This is a genomic window from Bacillus sp. NSP9.1, from assembly GCF_000465465.2.
GTDB lineage: Bacteria > Bacillota > Bacilli > Bacillales > Bacillaceae > Bacillus > Bacillus sonorensis_A.
Window position 1 is genome coordinate 2,189,660 of the sequence record NZ_CP048273.1, and the last position, 17,787, is coordinate 2,207,446.

16 protein-coding genes are annotated in these 17,787 nt (G+C 47.1%); all 16 read left to right on the top strand.

The genetic code is table 11. The features are described from left to right. The first annotated feature begins 8 nt into the window (after window positions 1-8). The 16 genes from ribF to M654_RS11390 all read left to right on the top strand — a co-directional run bounded on the left by ribF (window position 9) and on the right by M654_RS11390 (window position 17,713). Entirely contained in the window at window positions 9-968 is a 960-nt protein-coding gene (ribF, locus tag M654_RS11315) for a bifunctional riboflavin kinase/FAD synthetase (RefSeq protein ID WP_026587011.1), read from the top strand. 203 nt (window positions 969-1,171) lie between these two features. Continuing rightward, the gene (rpsO, locus tag M654_RS11320) at window positions 1,172-1,441 is read left to right on the top strand and encodes a 30S ribosomal protein S15 (protein ID WP_026587012.1); all 270 of its coding nucleotides are present in this window, start codon (window positions 1,172-1,174) and stop codon (window positions 1,439-1,441) included. Between the two features lie 200 nt (window positions 1,442-1,641). Beyond that, window positions 1,642-3,759 carry a polyribonucleotide nucleotidyltransferase gene (gene pnp, locus M654_RS11325; RefSeq protein ID WP_026587013.1) on the top strand — a complete coding sequence of 706 codons (2,118 nt, stop codon included), beginning with the start codon at window positions 1,642-1,644 and terminating at the stop codon, window positions 3,757-3,759. Window positions 3,760-3,976: 217 nt separating this feature from the next. Beyond that, window positions 3,977-4,879 carry a polysaccharide deacetylase family protein gene (locus M654_RS11330; RefSeq protein ID WP_236251261.1) on the top strand — a complete coding sequence of 301 codons (903 nt, stop codon included), beginning with the start codon at window positions 3,977-3,979 and terminating at the stop codon, window positions 4,877-4,879. A 35-nt stretch (window positions 4,880-4,914) separates the two neighbouring features. Further along, window positions 4,915-6,144, top strand: coding sequence for a M16 family metallopeptidase (locus M654_RS11335; RefSeq protein ID WP_026587015.1), 1,230 nt, complete (start codon window positions 4,915-4,917; stop codon window positions 6,142-6,144). 82 nt (window positions 6,145-6,226) lie between these two features. Then, window positions 6,227-6,487: a YlmC/YmxH family sporulation protein gene (locus tag M654_RS11340; protein WP_026587016.1), complete on the top strand. Its 261-nt coding sequence runs from the start codon at window positions 6,227-6,229 to the stop codon at window positions 6,485-6,487. A 177-nt stretch (window positions 6,488-6,664) separates the two neighbouring features. Next, window positions 6,665-7,564 carry a dipicolinic acid synthetase subunit A gene (dpaA, locus tag M654_RS11345; protein ID WP_026587017.1) on the top strand — a complete coding sequence of 300 codons (900 nt, stop codon included), beginning with the start codon at window positions 6,665-6,667 and terminating at the stop codon, window positions 7,562-7,564. Next, window positions 7,561-8,154 carry a dipicolinate synthase subunit B gene (dpaB, locus tag M654_RS11350; protein WP_026587018.1) on the top strand — a complete coding sequence of 198 codons (594 nt, stop codon included), beginning with the start codon at window positions 7,561-7,563 and terminating at the stop codon, window positions 8,152-8,154. The genes dpaA and dpaB overlap by 4 nt, the downstream gene beginning before the upstream one ends. Before the next feature lie 115 nt (window positions 8,155-8,269). Beyond that, window positions 8,270-9,310 (top strand): aspartate-semialdehyde dehydrogenase, encoded by a 1,041-nt coding sequence (gene asd / locus M654_RS11355; protein ID WP_026587019.1) that lies wholly within the window; start codon window positions 8,270-8,272, stop codon window positions 9,308-9,310. A 97-nt stretch (window positions 9,311-9,407) separates the two neighbouring features. Then, complete coding sequence (gene dapG, locus M654_RS11360; RefSeq protein WP_026587020.1) at window positions 9,408-10,622, top strand: aspartate kinase; 1,215 nt, start codon at window positions 9,408-9,410, stop codon at window positions 10,620-10,622. Window positions 10,623-10,652: 30 nt separating this feature from the next. Then, complete coding sequence (gene dapA, locus M654_RS11365) at window positions 10,653-11,522, top strand: 4-hydroxy-tetrahydrodipicolinate synthase (protein ID WP_026587021.1); 870 nt, start codon at window positions 10,653-10,655, stop codon at window positions 11,520-11,522. Window positions 11,523-11,668: 146 nt separating this feature from the next. After that, entirely contained in the window at window positions 11,669-13,333 is a 1,665-nt protein-coding gene (rnjB, locus tag M654_RS11370) for a ribonuclease J2 (RefSeq protein ID WP_026587022.1), read from the top strand. 92 nt (window positions 13,334-13,425) lie between these two features. After that, window positions 13,426-14,172 (top strand): ClpP family protease, encoded by a 747-nt coding sequence (locus M654_RS11375; protein ID WP_026587023.1) that lies wholly within the window; start codon window positions 13,426-13,428, stop codon window positions 14,170-14,172. Beyond that, window positions 14,169-14,384 (top strand): YlzJ-like family protein, encoded by a 216-nt coding sequence (locus tag M654_RS11380; protein ID WP_026587024.1) that lies wholly within the window; start codon window positions 14,169-14,171, stop codon window positions 14,382-14,384. Before M654_RS11375 ends, M654_RS11380 begins: the two co-directional genes overlap by 4 nt. Window positions 14,385-14,504: 120 nt before the next feature. Continuing rightward, window positions 14,505-16,844 (top strand): DNA translocase FtsK, encoded by a 2,340-nt coding sequence (locus M654_RS11385; RefSeq protein WP_026587025.1) that lies wholly within the window; start codon window positions 14,505-14,507, stop codon window positions 16,842-16,844. 143 nt (window positions 16,845-16,987) lie between these two features. Then, a complete protein-coding gene (locus tag M654_RS11390; protein ID WP_026587026.1) occupies window positions 16,988-17,713 on the top strand; it encodes a GntR family transcriptional regulator in 726 nt (241 codons plus the stop codon). The last annotated feature ends 74 nt before the right edge of the window (window positions 17,714-17,787 follow it).

The following is a 17,787-nucleotide window of genomic DNA, read 5'->3' on the forward strand; positions in this document are numbered from 1 at the left end:
GACCGTTCTTGAAGACGATACATATTTCCCATCCACACGATCTGAAGCGTGAGGATGTTCCAACATCAGTTATGGCATTAGGTTATTTTGACGGTGTTCACCTGGGACATCAGCAAGTCATTCTCACGGCCAAAGCCGCGGCGGAGAGAGAAGGGGTCAAAACGTCTGTGATGACCTTTCATCCCCATCCGTCAGCCGTTCTGAAAAAAGGCCGGGAGCCCAAGGATTTAATCACACCTTTGAGCGAAAAAGTAAAAATCATTGAAGATTTGGGAGCCGACTTTCTATACATCGTGGAATTCAGCCCCGAATTTGCCGCCCTTTCGCCTGAGGACTTTATCGAGCAGTATATTCTCGGGCTTCATGTATCCCATGTTGTCGCGGGATTTGACTTTACCTTCGGGAAATTTGGAAAAGGCACGATGGAAAATTTTCAGGAGTATGCGAGAGGTCGTGTTAAAAGCACGTCTGTCGCCAAATACTCAAGCCATGATCAAAAGGTAAGCTCAACAAGGATCCGCAGTGTCCTTGGAGCGGGCGATGTCGAATATGCCGCGGAACTGCTCGGCAGGCCGTACTATGTAAAAGGCGTCGTGATTCACGGTGATAAAAGAGGAAGGACGATCGGCTTCCCGACTGCCAATATCGGTCTTTCCGACACATACATTGTCCCGCCGACCGGTGTCTATGCCGTTAAAGCGGAAATAGCCGGCGCATTATACAACGGAGTCTGCAATGTCGGATACAAGCCGACTTTTTACGAGAAGCGGCCAGGCCAGCCTTCCATAGAAGTGAACTTATTTGATTTTAATCGGGAAATATACGGCAGCGAAATGAAAATTGAATGGTATAAACGGCTGAGAAGCGAAAAAAAATTCGCCGGTGTCGATGAGCTGGTTGAACAGATCACAAAGGACAAAGAAGAAGCGATCCGTTTTTTTGAAGAGCTTTTAGCCGGCAAAAGATGATCAAAATACGTATTGAAAAGTGAATCCCTGTCAACAATGGGTGATAAATGGCCGGGCTTCTCAAAGTTTATAATAAATAGTTGCATATGGACCGTCTTTCTAGTATCATATTGTCTGTAGCTTTAAAAACCGTTCACTTGGCAAATCGAATCACCGGCGTTTGCTAGGTAAACGGGGCTAATATTATATGGAGGTGAAACAGGATGGCAATTACTCAAGAGCGTAAAAACCAACTCATCAGCGAGTTCAAAACACACGAATCTGACACGGGATCACCGGAAGTTCAGATCGCTATCCTAACAGATCAAATCAACAACTTGAACGAGCATTTGCGCGTTCACAAGAAAGACCATCACTCACGTCGCGGTCTTCTTAAAATGGTAGGTAAACGTCGTAATCTTCTTACGTATCTTCGTAACAAAGACGTAACTCGTTACCGTGAGTTGATCAACAAGCTAGGATTACGTCGATAATCGTAAAAAGCGGGAGGATTCCCGCTTTTTTATCGTATAAGAACGAATATCCGGCAACTCCAAAACACGTTTTTCATATACATGATCTTAAATCACCTGTTTCAGGTCTTTACATAGCACTTTGCCATTGATATGTTTAATTCATTTCGTTCATAATAGGAGTAACGAAAAACTATCCGAAGAGAGGAGTTCATATAAGAATGGGACAAGAGAAACACGTCTTTTCCATAGATTGGGCCGGCCGCAAGCTCACAGTTGAAACCGGCCAGCTTGCAAAACAAGCAAACGGGGCTGTCATGGTGCGTTACGGAGATACGGCTGTACTCAGCACGGCGACAGCTTCAAAAGAACCTAAAACCGTCGATTTCTTTCCTTTAACCGTGAACTACGAAGAAAGGCTTTATGCAGTCGGGAAAATTCCAGGCGGCTTTATTAAAAGAGAGGGCAGACCTAGTGAAAAAGCGATTCTCGCCAGCCGTTTAATCGACCGGCCGATCCGCCCGCTGTTCGCAGACGGTTTCCGGAATGAAGTTCAAGTTGTCAGCATTGTCATGAGTGTTGATCAGGATTGTTCGTCAGAAATGGCCGCGATGTTCGGTTCATCCCTTGCGCTCTGCGTGTCCGATATTCCGTTTGAAGGTCCGATTGCCGGTGTCACAGTCGGCCGGGTCGACAACGAGTTTATCATCAACCCGACGCTTGATCAGCTTGAAAAAAGCGATATCCACTTAGTTGTAGCAGGGACGAAAGACGCCATCAACATGGTGGAAGCGGGTGCCGAAGAAGTTCCCGAACAAATCATGCTTGAAGCGATCATGTTCGGTCATGAAGAGATTAAGCGTTTAATCGCCTTCCAGGAAGAGATCGTCGCTGCTGTCGGAAAAGAAAAAACAGAAGTGGCGCTGTATGAGATCGATGCTGATCTGAAAGAAAAAGTGCGGGGGATGGCGGAAAGCGATTTGTTAAAAGCGATCCAGGTCCATGAAAAGCATGCCCGCGAAGACGCGATCAGCGAAATGAAAAATCAAGTTTTAGCGAAATTTGAGGAAGAAGAACATGATGAAGAAACGCTTAAACAAGTAAAGGATATTTTATCACAGCTTGTGAAAAACGAAGTGCGCCGTCTGATCACCGAAGAAAAGGTTCGCCCTGACGGACGTGCGGTCGATGAGATTCGCCCGCTTTCTTCAGAAGTCGGACTGCTGCCGAGAACACACGGTTCAGGGCTCTTTACAAGAGGCCAGACGCAGGCGCTCAGCATCTGTACACTCGGTGCGCTCGGCGATGTTCAAATTCTGGACGGTCTCGGTGTGGAAGAATCAAAACGCTTTATGCACCACTATAATTTCCCGCAATTCAGCGTCGGGGAAACAGGACCAATGCGCGGACCGGGACGCCGCGAGATCGGGCACGGTGCACTTGGAGAGCGTGCGCTTGAACCGATTGTTCCGTCTGAAAAAGACTTTCCATACACGATCCGCCTTGTCTCTGAAGTGCTCGAATCAAACGGTTCCACTTCTCAAGCGAGCATTTGTGCCAGCACACTTGCCATGATGGATGCCGGGGTGCCGATTAAAGCGCCTGTCGCCGGAATTGCAATGGGCCTTGTCAAATCTGGCGAACATTACACTGTTCTGACAGATATTCAAGGAATGGAAGATGCCCTTGGAGATATGGACTTTAAAGTAGCAGGAACGTCAAAAGGCGTAACCGCGCTGCAAATGGATATTAAAATTGCCGGTTTATCAAGAGAGATTTTGGAAGAAGCGCTCCAGCAGGCGAAAAAAGGCAGAATGGAGATCCTTGACAGCATGCTGAGCACATTGGCTGAATCAAGAAAAGAGCTGTCGCCGTATGCGCCGAAGATCTTGACAATGACGATTAATCCGGATAAAATCCGCGACGTTATCGGACCAAGCGGAAAACAAATTAATAAAATCATTGAAGACACAGGCGTTAAAATTGATATCGAACAAGACGGCACAATCTTTATTGCTTCCACTGACGAAAGCATGAACCAAAAAGCGAAGAAAATCATTGAAGACCTTGTCAGAGAAGTGGAAGTCGGACAGCTTTACCTAGGTAAAGTCAAACGGATTGAAAAATTCGGCGCTTTCGTTGAACTGTTCAGCGGAAAAGACGGTTTGGTCCACATTTCAGAGCTTGCGCTTGAACGCGTCGGCAAAGTGGAAGATGTCGTGAAAATCGGTGACGAAATCCTTGTCAAAGTAACGGAAATCGATAAGCAAGGACGCGTCAATTTATCAAGAAAAGCAGTATTGCGTGAACAGAAGGAAAAAGAAGAACAAAAATCGTAAAACGGTGTCTGTCTTGCTTCTGTCTTAACCATCAAAAGGAAAAAGGAAGCCTGGGAGACCCGGCTTCTTTGCTTTAAGCGGATACAGCCGTTTGAAACCGATCAGTTCTATCTTGTCCTTATCTCACATATTTTGTGGGGAAGGGAGGAAGGATAGGTTGAAAAGAACATTGGTTCGGTTGTCCGTTTTTTTCTTTCTTTTGGTTATTTCATATCAGATGATGAATCATCCATACTCACTCGATTACATAGATGCGATGAAAAAGGATGCGGTGACCGTCGCCGCTCAAAAGGACGAACTGTATCAGGAGCTGGTGCAAAAAGCGCCTGAGTACGAAGCGAAACCGCAAAACGCAAAAATCGATAAGATTTGGAAAGCGATGCCGGGGTATAACGGTATAAAGGTGAACATCGAAAAGTCTTACAAAAAAATAAAAGAGGCTGGCGAATTCAATGAAAAGCTTCTTGTTTACGACCAAGTGAGACCAAAAGTCCATCTGGAGTCTTTAAAGCCTGAGCCGATTTACCGCGGACATCCCGATAAACCGATGGTATCGTTTCTTATCAATGTCGCCTGGGGGAATGAGCATTTGGAAAAAATGCTTCCCATATTGAACAAACATCATGTGAAAGCCACATTCTTTCTGGAGGGCAAATGGGTGAAAAACCATCCGGACCTGGCAAAATCCATCGTAAAGGGCGGCCATGAAATTGGAAACCATTCATACAATCACCCGGATATGAGCAGACTGACGAGAGAACGAATCTCAGAACAGCTGCGGATGACAAATGAACAAATTAAAGAAACCCTCGGGGTCAAACCGAAGTGGTTTGCGCCGCCGAGCGGCAGCTTCCGCAAAGAAGTCGTCGATCAGGCTCACCAAATGGGAATGGGTACGGTGATGTGGACAGTCGATACAATCGACTGGCAGAAGCCGCAGCCGGCCGTTCTGCAGCAACGGGTATTAAGCAAAGTACACAACGGTGCCATGATATTGATGCATCCGACAGATCCAACTGCCAAAAGCCTTGATGCTTTGATTCAAAACCTTCATGAAAAAGGCTATCACATCGGAACTGTCTCACAGCTGCTGAATGAAAAAAGGCTTTTGGTCAAATAGATGCAAGGCCCGTTCGTTGAATAGGAGGAACAGATTTGATTAAACGATATACTTGTCAAAACGGGGTAAGAATCGTATTTGAAAACAATCCCACTGTCCGGTCGGTAGCTATCGGCGTTTGGATTGGAACCGGGTCAAGACACGAAACACCGGAGATCAACGGCATTTCGCATTTTCTGGAGCACATGTTTTTTAAAGGGACAAAAACGCGCACGGCCAGAGACATTGCGGAGTCTTTTGACAGAATAGGCGGCCAGGTCAATGCGTTTACCTCAAAGGAGTATACGTGCTACTATGCCAAAGTTCTTGATGAACATGCAAGCTTCGCTTTGGAAGTGCTCTCGGATATGTTCTTCCATTCATCATTTGATGAGGAAGAATTAAAAAAAGAAAAAAACGTCGTCTTTGAAGAAATTAAAATGTATGAAGACACGCCTGATGATATCGTCCACGATCTTTTAAGCAAGGCGTCATACGGCGGCCATTCCCTGGGCTATCCGATTCTCGGAACAGAGGAAACGCTGGCGAGCTTTGACGGAGATGCCCTGCGCCGCTATATGGACGAATACTATACACCGGACCGGGTCGTGATTTCGATTGCCGGAAATGTTCCTGAAAGCTTTATCAAAGAAGCGGAAAAGCATTTCGGTTCATATGAAGCGAACGGAAAAAGAACAGGAATGGCAAAACCGGAATTTCATCATCAAAAAATGACGCGCAAAAAAGATACTGAACAGGCTCATCTCTGCCTCGGGTTCAATGGACTTGAAGTCGGCCACCCCGAAATTTACGACCTGATCGTACTCAACAACATTTTGGGAGGAAGCATGAGCAGCCGCCTTTTTCAGGATGTTCGCGAAGATAAAGGACTCGCTTATTCCGTATTCAGCTACCACAGCTCATATGAAGACAGCGGAATGATGACGATTTATGCGGGAACCGGCGCCAGCCAGCTGCAGCTTCTGTCAGAAACGATCCATGAAACGCTTCGCGTGTTAAAAGCGGATGGCATCACCCCGAAAGAATTGGAAAACAGCAAAGAGCAAATGAAAGGCAGCCTGATGCTCAGTCTTGAAAGCACGAACAGCAAAATGAGCCGCAACGGAAAAAATGAGCTGCTGCTCGGAAAGCACCGGACGCTGGATGAGATTATCGAAAAACTGAACGCCGTCAATCTCGACCGCGTCAACAATCTCGCCAACCGGATGTTTACGGACGACTATTCTCAAGCCTTGATCAGTCCGACCGGAGAACTTCCGAAATAAATGAGAAAAAACATGCTTGTCTTGATCGGCAGGCATGTTTTTTGCTGTTCGTACATACATCATAACAAAAGGGGGTTTTTTTATGAGGCTGAGCGAGCTTTCGGGAAAAGAGATCGTCGATATCAAGCGGGCTGAGCGCCTCGGCGTGCTTGGGCAGACCGACCTTGAGATCAATGAACAGGACGGACAGATCACCGCCCTCATCATCCCTTCGGTGAAATGGTTCGGACTTGGCAGAAAGCAGGGGAATGACATCAGGGTGCCATGGACGCAGATTCAAAAAATCGGAACAGACATGATTATTCTCGATGTTCCTGAAGACAGCGGAATAAAAGAAGAATAGCCGGCGGCAGCCGGTTTTTTTTATTGCCTTTTCAAGGCTGTTCCGCCCTCAGGAAAGGCCGGGCTTTCATCTATTTCACGGGATGTATTTCAATTCACCGCTATTTCCTTTTTATCATATGATGAAATTAGCTTATGGAATTAGATCCTTGTCAAAAAGAAGGTGAATGTTAAAGCCATGTTAACCGGATTGACGATTGCCATCATCGGCGGTGATGCGAGGCAGCTTGAAATCATCCGCAAGCTGACGGAACAGGACGCGAAGGTATTTCTGGTCGGATTTGATCAGCTTGACCACGGGTTTACCGGAGCTACGAAATTAAAATTAAATGAACTGGATTTTGGAGCAATAGACAGCATCATCCTGCCTGTATCTGGAACATCCGCAGCAGGAGCGGTTGCGACCGTTTTCTCAAATGAAGAAGTGATATTAAAGCAGGAGCATTTGGAAAAAACAAAGCCTCACTGCGACATTTATACAGGAATTTCAAATCGTTATTTAGACGGAATGGCAAAAGGGGCGAACCGCCGTCTGATCAAGCTTTTTGAAAGAGACGATATCGCGATTTACAACTCGATACCTACAGTTGAAGGGGCCATCATGATGGCCATACAGCATACCGATTATACGATCCACGGTTCAAACGTCATGGTCCTCGGACTCGGGCGAACGGGAATGAGCATCAGCCGCGCTTTTTCGGCTCTTGGAGCAAATGTTAAAGTCGGCGCCCGCGACTCCGCACATCTGGCCAGAATTATGGAAATGGGACTTGAGCCTTTCCATACAAAAGATCTTGCAGAGCATGTGGAGGATACTGACATCTGCATCAACACCGTTCCAAGTCTCATCCTTGATCAAAAAGCGCTCGCGCGAATGACGCCGAGAACATTAATTCTCGATTTAGCAACCCGTCCCGGAGGCACAGATTTTGACTTTGCCGAAAAACAGGGCATTAAAGCCCTGCTCGCTCCCGGACTTCCCGGGATTGTCGCGCCGAAAACGGCTGGTCAGATCATCGCCAATGTTTTGTGCAACCTTTTATCACAAACAACAACCGACCGAAAGGGGCTGTCATAATGTCGATCAAAGGGAAAAGAATCGGATTTGGCCTTACAGGCTCACACTGTACGTATGATGCCGTATTTCCGCAAATCGAAGAGCTTGTCAACAAAGGGGCGGAAGTCAGACCGATCGTGACGCATACTGTCAGATCGACGGACACACGCTTTGGAGAAGGGCAGGAGTGGGTAAGGAAAATCGAAGAACTGACAGGTTTTGATTGTATTGATTCCATTCCGAAAGCTGAGCCCCTCGGCCCCAAAACACCGCTTGACTGCATGGTGATCTCGCCTTTAACGGGTAACTCGATGAGCAAGCTCGCAAACGCGATGACGGACTCTCCGGTGCTGATGGCGGCGAAGGCGACGGTTCGAAACTCGCGTCCGGTCGTCCTTGGCATTTCCACAAATGATGCCCTCGGCCTCAACGGCGTCAACCTGATGAGGCTGATGACGACAAAAAACATCTTCTTCATCCCATTCGGGCAGGATGACCCTTACAAAAAGCCGAATTCCCTCGTCGCCAAAATGGACCTTTTGCTGCCGGCGGTCGAAGAAGCGCTGTCCCATAAACAAATTCAGCCCGTTCTTGTCAATCATGAGCAATAATTTAAAGATGTAACAAAAAATATCAATCACCCCGGCTCACTTCTATGTTAAAATAAAATGTAAAATGCATAGTCAACCAATCGTTACGACGATTAAGGTGGAAGGAGTTTTACAATTGGGCAGAGGATTACATGTAGCAGTAGTTGGTGCGACAGGCGCTGTAGGACAGCAAATGCTAAAAACGCTAGAAGACAGAAACTTTGAACTGGATAAACTGACTTTATTATCCTCAAAGCGTTCGGCAGGTACGAAGCTGACATTCAAAGGTGAAGAGCATATTGTAGAAGAAGCTAAACCGGAAAGCTTTGAAGGCGTAAACATCGCGCTGTTCAGCGCCGGGGGAGGCGTTTCAAAGGCGCTTGCCCATGAAGCGGTCAAACGCGGGGCGATCGTCATTGACAACACGAGCGCGTTTCGAATGGATGAAAACACTCCGCTCGTCGTGCCTGAGGTTAATGAGGAAGATTTGCATCAGCATAACGGCATCATCGCAAACCCGAACTGTTCGACGATCCAAATGGTCGTTGCGCTTGAGCCGATCCGCAAGGCTTTCGGCTTGAATAAAGTCATCGTCTCAACCTACCAGGCTGTGTCAGGTGCCGGAAATGAAGCGATAAAAGAGCTCTACGGCCAAACGGAAGCAATTTTAAACGAAAAGCCGTTCGAGCCTGAAATCATGCCGGTCAAAAGCGATGAAAAACACTATCAAATCGCATTTAACGCTATTCCTCAAATCGATAAGTTCCAGGAGAACGGGTTTACGTTTGAGGAAATGAAAATGATAAATGAAACGAAAAAGATTATGCACATGCCTGAACTTCAAGTCTCAGCGACATGTGTCAGACTGCCGATTGCAACAGGACATTCGGAATCCGTCTATATCGAAACAGACCGTGACGATGTAACGGCAGAAGATATCAAAAACCTGTTAAAAGAAGCTCCTGGCGTCATCCTTCAAGACGACCCGGCAGAACAGGTATATCCAATGCCTGCCGATGCAGTGGGAAAACGAGATGTGTTTGTCGGACGGGTGCGCAAAGACCTCGACCGGCCAAACGGCTTTCATCTCTGGGTTGTTTCCGACAACCTGCTCAAAGGCGCGGCTTGGAATTCTGTTCAAATCGCAGAAAGCTTAAAAGCTTTAAACTTAGTTTAATGTAAAGATTTCTAACGGGACATTGGAAGAAGAGAGTAAGGCTTTAAACAGCCTACTCTCTTCTGTTACGTCCGAAATCAACTTGGAGTGAAATAAATTGAAAATCATCGTTCAAAAATTTGGAGGAACGTCTGTAAAGGACGACCGAGGCAGAAAACTCGCTTTAAGCCATATCCAAGGTGCGGTCAATGAAGGATACAAAGCGGTTGTTGTCGTATCGGCGATGGGCCGGAAAGGCGACCCGTATGCAACCGATTCATTGCTTGAGCTGCTATACGGCGGTCAGGATGCGATTACCGAGCGGGAGCAGGATATGCTCTTGTCATGCGGTGAAACGATCTCTTCTGTTGTATTTGCGAGCATGCTTTTGGAAAACGGAATTAAAGCCGCGGCTTTAACAGGTGCACAGGCCGGGTTTTTAACGGATAACCAGCATACGAACGCCAAAATTCTCGAAATGAAACCGGAGCGTCTTGTCAGCATGCTGGCCGAACATGATGCGGTTGTCGTCGCCGGTTTTCAAGGGGCAACTGCAAAAGGCGACATCACAACGATCGGCAGAGGCGGAAGCGATACTTCGGCCGCCGCGCTCGGAGCGGCATTGGATGCGGAATTCATCGATATCTTCACAGATGTCGAAGGCGTCATGACCGCAGATCCGCGAATCGTTGAAAAAGCAAAGCCGCTGCCTGTCATTACCTATACGGAAATCTGCAATTTGGCCTACCAGGGTGCGAAGGTGATCCATCCGAGAGCGGTAGAAATTGCCATGCAGGCAAAGGTGCCGATTCGTGTTCGGTCGACATATTCAAAAGAACCCGGAACACTTGTAACCAGCCACCATACCTCTAAGGCCGGAAGCGATGTGTTTGAGCGGCTCATCACGGGAATCGCCCATGTAAAAGATGTGACCCAGTTTAAGGTTCCGGCAAAAGAAGGACAATATAATGTACAGACCGAAGTGTTTAAAGCGATGGCCAATGCTGGGATCAGCGTTGACTTCTTTAATATTACACCAAGTGAAATTGTATATACGGTCGCCGGAAGCATGACAGACAAGGCGCTCGGGATACTGAAAGATTTGGGCTATGAACCTGTCGTGACGAAAAACTGTGCGAAGGTCTCAGCAGTCGGTGCCGGTATTATGGGAGTGCCGGGCGTCACCTCAAAAATCGTTACCGCCTTGTCGGAAAAAGGCATTCCGATCCTGCAGTCCGCTGACAGCCATACGACGATCTGGGTGCTCGTTCACGAGGAAAATATGGCAACGGCCGTAAACGCTTTGCACGAAGTGTTTGAACTATCAAAATAAATGTGATTGAATCATGATGAGGTGAAAAAAATGAATTTCGGAAATATTGCAACCGCAATGGTTACGCCTTTTGACAAAAATGAAAACGTCGATTTTCAGAAATTGTCAAAGCTGATTGATTATTTATTGAACAACGGGACGGATTCCCTTGTTGTCGCAGGAACAACCGGGGAATCGCCGACACTGTCTGAAGAAGAAAAAGTCGCGCTCTTTCAACATTCGGTTAAGGAAGCAGCCGGCCGCGCACCTATTATCGCCGGTACGGGGAGCAACAATACGAAGGCTTCCATCAAACTGACAAAAAAAGCGGAGGAAGCCGGAGTAGACGCCGTGATGCTCGTTGTCCCGTACTATAATAAACCTTCCCAGGAAGGAATGTACCGCCACTTCAAAGCGATCGCTGAAGAAACATCGCTTCCGGTCATGCTTTATAATGTTCCGGGCAGAACGATGGCTTCACTGGCGCCCGAAACAACGATCCGTCTGGCGGAAATTCCGAATATCGTTGCGATTAAAGAAGCGAGCGGCGACCTTGATGCGATCACGAAAATCGTTGCGGAAACGCCGGACGATTTTGCCGTGTATTCAGGCGACGACAGCTTGACTTTGCCGGCTTTGTCCGTGGGAGCGAGGGGAATTGTTTCCGTTGCATCACACATCATCGGACCGGAAATGCAGGAGATGATGAAACATTATATAGACGGGAATGCGAAAGAGGCAGCCTTGCTCCATCAAAAGCTGCTTCCGCTGATGAAAGGTCTTTTCGCCGCTCCGAATCCGTCTCCTTTAAAGACGGCTCTTCAGCTGAAGGGTCTTGACGTCGGTTCTGTCAGACTCCCATTAATTCCGCTAAATGAAGAAGAGCGACTCCATTTAAGCAGCCTGATGAACAGTTTGTAAAAGGAGTACGGACGAAAACGGTCATTCTCTTTTGGAGGGGATGGCCGTTTGTCATATACATAATGGTTCTTGTTTTCTAAAATTAGATTCAGGTATAATAGGGACAAGTGATGATGGACGGGTACTTAGATTAGGAGGATTACAATTTGAAAAAAAATACAGAAGCTATTAGAATCATCGCCTTAGGTGGCGTCGGGGAGATCGGAAAAAACCTTTATGTCATTGAAATCGACTCTGACATATTCGTGGTTGACGCCGGACTCATGCATCCAGAAAATGAAATGCTGGGAATCGATGTGGTCATCCCGGACATTTCATATTTAATCGAACGAGCTGACCGCGTGAAGGCGATTTTTCTGACACACGGACACGAAGAAAACATCGGGGGCGTTTTTTACTGCCTGAACAAACTATCTGTGCCTGTTTACGGAACGAAGCTGACACTTGCCCTTTTAAAAGAAACGTTAAAGCAGTACGGCTCCAATAAAAAAGCCGATTTAAGAGAAGTCCACTCCAAGTCGGTGATTACATTTGAATCAACGAAAGTATCATTTTTCAGGACAAACCACAGCATCCCGGATTCCGTCGGTGTCAGTTTTAAAACATCTCTCGGATCCATCGTGTGCACTGGGGATTTCAAATTTGACCAAACACCGGTTTTAAATCAGACCAGTGATATCGGCGAAATCGCCAAAATCGGCAACAGCGGTGTCCTGTGTCTGCTTTCTGACAGCGCCAATGCGGAAAAACCGGGCTATACGCCTTCAGAGGCCGTTGTCGGCGGCGAGATTTCCGATGTGATGTATAACGCTGAAAACCGTGTGATCATTGCTGCATTCGCATCAAACTTCAACCGCATTCAGCAGGTGATTGATGCGGCGCTGCAAAACGGCAGAAAGCTTGCGGTTTCCGGAAAAAACATCTCCTCCATTTTGCAGCTTGCCATCAAGCTTGGCTATGTAACGGCTGACGAGGATATGTTCATTCCTGTCCAGGAAGTCAAAAAACATCCGAAAAAAGAAGTCGCCATTTTGACAGGAGACAATCATGGAGAACCGCTGGCTGCATTGACAAGAATCGCAAAACAAGGGCATAAACAGCTTGATATTGAAGAAGGAGATACGGTTTTAATCGCCTCCTCTCCGGTGCCGGGCCAGGAATTGGTCTATTCCAAAGCCGTCGATCTATTGACAAGAGCGGGCGCACAAGTCGTGTTCGCACAAAAGCGCGTCCATGTATCAGGCCACGGCTGCCAGGAAGAGCTGAAGCTGATGCTGAACCTGCTGAAGCCGAAGTATTTAATCCCTGTAAACGGCGAATACAGAATGCAAAAAGCACACTCCAAGCTGGCTGAAGAAATCGGGATGAAGAGAAGCGACATTTTCCTTGTCGAAAAAGGCGATGTTGTTGAGTTCCGCGGCCAAAACGTCAAAATCGGCGATAAGGTGCAATCAGGCAACATCCTGATCGACGGACTCGGTGTCGGCGATATCGGCAACATCGTGCTCAGAGACCGGCGCCTTCTTTCCCAGGACGGAATCTTAATCGTTGTCATTACCCTTGATAAAAAGAAAAAACATCTTGTATCAGGACCCGAAATTATCACGAGAGGTTTTGTCTATGTCAGGGAATCAGAAGAGCTGATCGTTGAAGCGACAGAGCTTGTCAGGGAAATCGTGAAAGAAAGCACGGAAAACGCAGTCGTCGAATGGTCTGCGCTAAAACAGACGATGCGCGACGCATTGAATCAATTCTTATATGAAAGAACGAAACGAAAACCAATGATCATCCCAATCATCATGGAAGTATAAAACCAAGAGGATCCCTCTTGGTTTTTTTACATTGTATGAAAAAACCGCCACTGTCCATAATACAAAAGAAACTCGAGAAAGAGGTGAACCAGATGGACTCAAACCCGATACAAAACGGGGACGGCCAAGGGGAGCAGCCGGCCAAACAGGACGGAAAAGACAATCTCGTCAACAAAATTCAGCAGCTTGGCCAAACGTCGCTTCCGCAAATGGGACAGGACTCAAACATCCACTGCCTGACCATCATCGGGCAAATTGAAGGTCATGTTCAGCTTCCTCCCCAAAATAAAACAACAAAGTATGAACACGTGATTCCCCAGATTGTCGCAGTTGAACAAAATCCTAAAATCGAAGGGCTCCTCATCATCTTAAATACTGTGGGCGGTGATGTTGAAGCGGGATTGGCGATAGCGGAAATGCTGGCGTCCCTGTCAAAACCGACCGTGTCAATCGTGCTCGGCGGCGGCCATTCGATCGGTGTTCCAATCGCGGTTTCCTGTGATCACAGCTATATCGCTGAGACCGCGACGATGACGATCCATCCGGTCAGACTGACAGGACTAGTCATCGGTGTTCCGCAAACATTTGAGTACCTTGATAAAATGCAGGAGCGGGTCGTCAACTTTGTCACAAGCCATTCAAATATTTCCGAAGACAAGTTTAAGGAATTGATGTTTTCCAAAGGCAATCTGACGCGTGACATCGGAACAAATGTCGTCGGAAAAGATGCGGTCGAATACGGGTTGATCGACGAAGCGGGCGGCGTCGGACAGGCGATCAACAAGCTCAATGAATTGATTGAACAAAACAGCGGCGGCGAAGAAAGGATGATTCAATGATCCTATACACGACCATGCCGCAGGAAATCATTTTCGCCGGACAGTCGGAAGGGACGAACTTAAAGCATATAGAAGTTAACGGCATCCCGCTCCTCGTCGAATTGAACGGAGAAGAAGCCCGGGTGGTTCAGGTTCTCAGCACAAATCCGATGGATTTTTTAAAACAGGAAACGGCGCCCGGACAAACGCTGAAGCTGACATTTTATAAATAGCTGAAGTGTCGCAAGGATAAATATGCTATAATAGGGGAATCCAGAGGTAAAATTGCAGCCGGAAACAGGCTGCTTTCTCTTTGTTTTAACATTTTTTACAAAGCAGTAAGGTGATGGAGCATGGCAAAAAGAAAACGAAAATCGAAAAAGAAACAAAAACAGGTCAAACGGATAAATCTCAAATTTGAATTGTACGGTTTAATTTGCATCGCCATCTCGATTATTGCGATTCTGCAGCTTGGCGTAGCAGGTCAAACGTTCATTTACATGTTCCGTTTTTTGGCGGGCGAGTGGTTTATTCTCTGTCTGCTTGCTCTCTTTCTAACAGGCGTTTCACTGTTTTGGAAGAAAAAAACGCCTAGCTTTCTGACGAGAAGGAAAGCGGGGCTTTATTGCATCATTGCAAGCCTTTTGCTTCTTTCCCATGTACAGCTGTTTCAGCATTTGGCGGAAAGGGGCATGATCCAGTCTCCAAGCGTGATCCAGAACACGTGGGAGCTGTTTATGATGGATGTGGAAGGCAAGGCGGGCTCTCCTGATCTCGGCGGCGGCATGATTGGAGCGGTGCTGTTTGCGGCATCATATTTTCTGTTCGCATCTGCCGGATCCAAAATCATCGCCATCTTTCTGATTCTGATTGGTCTTTTATTGATCACCGACCGTTCGCTGCAAGAGACGCTGATCAAATGGACGGCCCCGGCGGCGTCATTCATTAAAGATCAATGGCGCGCATTTCTGGCCGATCTGAAGCAATTAAAAAGCCATACAGCGAAAAAGAAATCAGGAAAAAAACGAAAAACGCAGCGGAAGCGAAATACTGCTGAGGAGTCCGGCCTGGAGCCTGAACCCGCAGCTGATCCCGATCCGGTGATTCAATCGGAACCGATCATCTCAAGCTTTTCCGACCGTGATGAACAACCGGAGGTGCAGGCTTATGAAGCACCCGAGCCTGCGGAGGCGGCTCCTGAACCGGTGCCTTCAGAGAGCCTTGAAACCGCTCCGGAGATTGCGTTTACAGAGCTTGAAAACAAAGACTATCAGCTGCCATCCATCAGTTTATTGGATGATCCGAAACATACCGGCCAGCAAACCGACAAAAAAAACATCTATGATAACGCCAGAAAGCTTGAGAGAACGTTCCAAAGCTTCGGAGTCAAGGCGAAGGTGACACAGGTCCACCTCGGTCCGGCCGTGACAAAATATGAAGTCTATCCGGACGTCGGCGTCAAAGTGAGCAAGATTGTCAATTTAAGTGATGACTTGGCGCTCGCCTTAGCCGCCAAGGATATCCGCATCGAAGCGCCGATACCCGGAAAATCGGCGATCGGAATCGAAGTGCCGAATGCCGAGGTCGCAATGGTTTCGTTGAAGGAAGTGCTTGAATCCAAGCTCAATGACCGTCCCGATGCAAAGCTGATGATCGGCCTTGGCCGCAATATATCGGGAGAAGCGGTGTTGGCTGAATTAAATAAGATGCCGCACCTTTTAGTCGCAGGTGCGACGGGAAGCGGAAAAAGCGTCTGTGTCAACGGCATCATCACAAGCATTTTAATGAGGGCCAAACCGCATGAAGTGAAGATGATGATGATCGACCCGAAAATGGTCGAACTGAATGTGTATAACGGGATTCCCCATTTGCTCGCACCTGTTGTGACAGACCCGAAAAAAGCTTCTCAGGCTTTGAAAAAGGTCGTCAATGAGATGGAACGGCGCTATGAGCTGTTTTCTCATACGGGAACGAGAAACATTGAAGGGTACAATGATTATATTAAACGGATGAATGCATCAGAAGAAGCAAAACAGCCGGAGCTTCCATACATTATTGTGATTGTGGACGAGCTTGCCGATTTGATGATGGTCGCTTCCTCCGATGTTGAAGACTCCATCACAAGGCTGTCGCAGATGGCCCGCGCTGCCGGAATTCATCTGATCATTGCGACGCAGCGTCCGTCAGTCGATGTCATCACCGGTGTCATTAAAGCCAATATTCCGTCAAGGATTGCCTTTAGCGTTTCTTCGCAGACAGACTCGAGAACGATTTTGGATATGGGAGGAGCTGAGAAGCTTCTCGGAAGAGGGGACATGCTGTTTCTGCCTGTCGGAGCCAACAAGCCGCTTCGCGTACAAGGGGCCTTCTTATCCGATGAAGAGGTCGAAAAAGTCGTTGACCATGTCATTACACAGCAAAAAGCTCAATACCAGGAGGAAATGATTCCTGAAGAAACGTCAGAGACGCTCAGCGAAGTGACGGACGATCTTTACGATGAAGCGGTCGCTCTTGTCGTCAGCATGCAGACGGCATCGGTCTCCATGCTGCAAAGAAGATTCCGCATCGGCTACACACGGGCCGCCCGGCTGATTGACGCGATGGAGGAAAGGGGAGTCGTTGGTCCTTATGAAGGATCAAAGCCCCGGGAAGTCCTCATGTCTAAAGAACAATATGAAGAGCTCTCTTCCTAGGTGGAAGAGAGCTCTGTTTAAAATAAAAACATTATGTAAACTAGTGCATGATAAAACGTCTATTTATTTATTTGACAAAACATGATATAGTTATCCTCAATTAAAGGTATTTTGAATCTGATCTGGTCAGACGGAGGGAAAACATGTCGATTAAAGCTGACAATCAACATTTATGTCTAAAAGTGATTGATCGGATAAAAGATGATATTCAAAATGGCGTCTACCGCGAAAATGAACAGCTCCCCTCTGAATTCGAGCTGTCTAAAATGTTGGGCGTCACGAGAGCGGCTCTCAAAGAAGCGCTCAGAATCCTCGAAGAAGAAAACGTCCTCATCAGAAGGCATGGCGTCGGCACTTTTGTGAACGCCAAACCTTTGTTTCTCTCAGGTATTGAGCAGCTGAACAGCGTGACGAAAATGATCGAACAGGCAAACATGACACCCGGAACCATTTTTATGTCCTCACAGGTGACAGACCCGACGGAAGAAGATATGCTCTGCTTTCAGCACCCTGAAGATAGCGACATATTTTTGCTTGAGCGGGTGAGAACGGCAAATGGATCACCTGTTGTCTACTGTCTAGATAAAATTCCGACGTCGATTTTGCCGAAAGGCTTTTCACATGAACAGGAATCGATGTTTGAATGGCTGGAGAACAAATCGGGAGCAGTCATCAGCTATGCGGTTGCCGACATTGTGCCAATCGGCTACCATGATACGGTCTCGCAAATCCTTGAGTGTGATCCGGAAACCGCTCTTTTATTGTTGAAGCAGATTCATTATGATCAAAATGACAGGCCGGTACTATATTCATTAAACTATTTCAGGGCTGATAAATTCAGGTTTCACGTCGTCAGAAAACGTTTTTGATAAAGACAGGCGCTAAAGATAGGCGGCTGTTTTTTGCTGTGCCTACATAAACTTACCTGCAGCAACCCATACTA

Bases quoted from the DNA above. Each gene is read 5' to 3' on its own strand.
- M654_RS11390 (WP_026587026.1), top strand. From the start codon at position 16,988: ATGTCGATTAAAGCTGACAATCAACATTTATGTCTAAAAGTGATTGAT.
- dpaA (WP_026587017.1), top strand. From the start codon at position 6,665: ATGTTAACCGGATTGACGATTGCCATCATCGGCGGTGATGCGAGGCAG.
- M654_RS11385 (WP_026587025.1), top strand. From the start codon at position 14,505: ATGGCAAAAAGAAAACGAAAATCGAAAAAGAAACAAAAACAGGTCAAA.
- pnp (WP_026587013.1), top strand. From the start codon at position 1,642: ATGGGACAAGAGAAACACGTCTTTTCCATAGATTGGGCCGGCCGCAAG.
- rpsO (WP_026587012.1), top strand. From the start codon at position 1,172: ATGGCAATTACTCAAGAGCGTAAAAACCAACTCATCAGCGAGTTCAAA.
- dapA (WP_026587021.1), top strand. From the start codon at position 10,653: ATGAATTTCGGAAATATTGCAACCGCAATGGTTACGCCTTTTGACAAA.
- M654_RS11375 (WP_026587023.1), top strand. From the start codon at position 13,426: ATGGACTCAAACCCGATACAAAACGGGGACGGCCAAGGGGAGCAGCCG.
- M654_RS11340 (WP_026587016.1), top strand. From the start codon at position 6,227: ATGAGGCTGAGCGAGCTTTCGGGAAAAGAGATCGTCGATATCAAGCGG.
- M654_RS11380 (WP_026587024.1), top strand. From the start codon at position 14,169: ATGATCCTATACACGACCATGCCGCAGGAAATCATTTTCGCCGGACAG.
- M654_RS11330 (WP_236251261.1), top strand. From the start codon at position 3,977: ATGATGAATCATCCATACTCACTCGATTACATAGATGCGATGAAAAAG.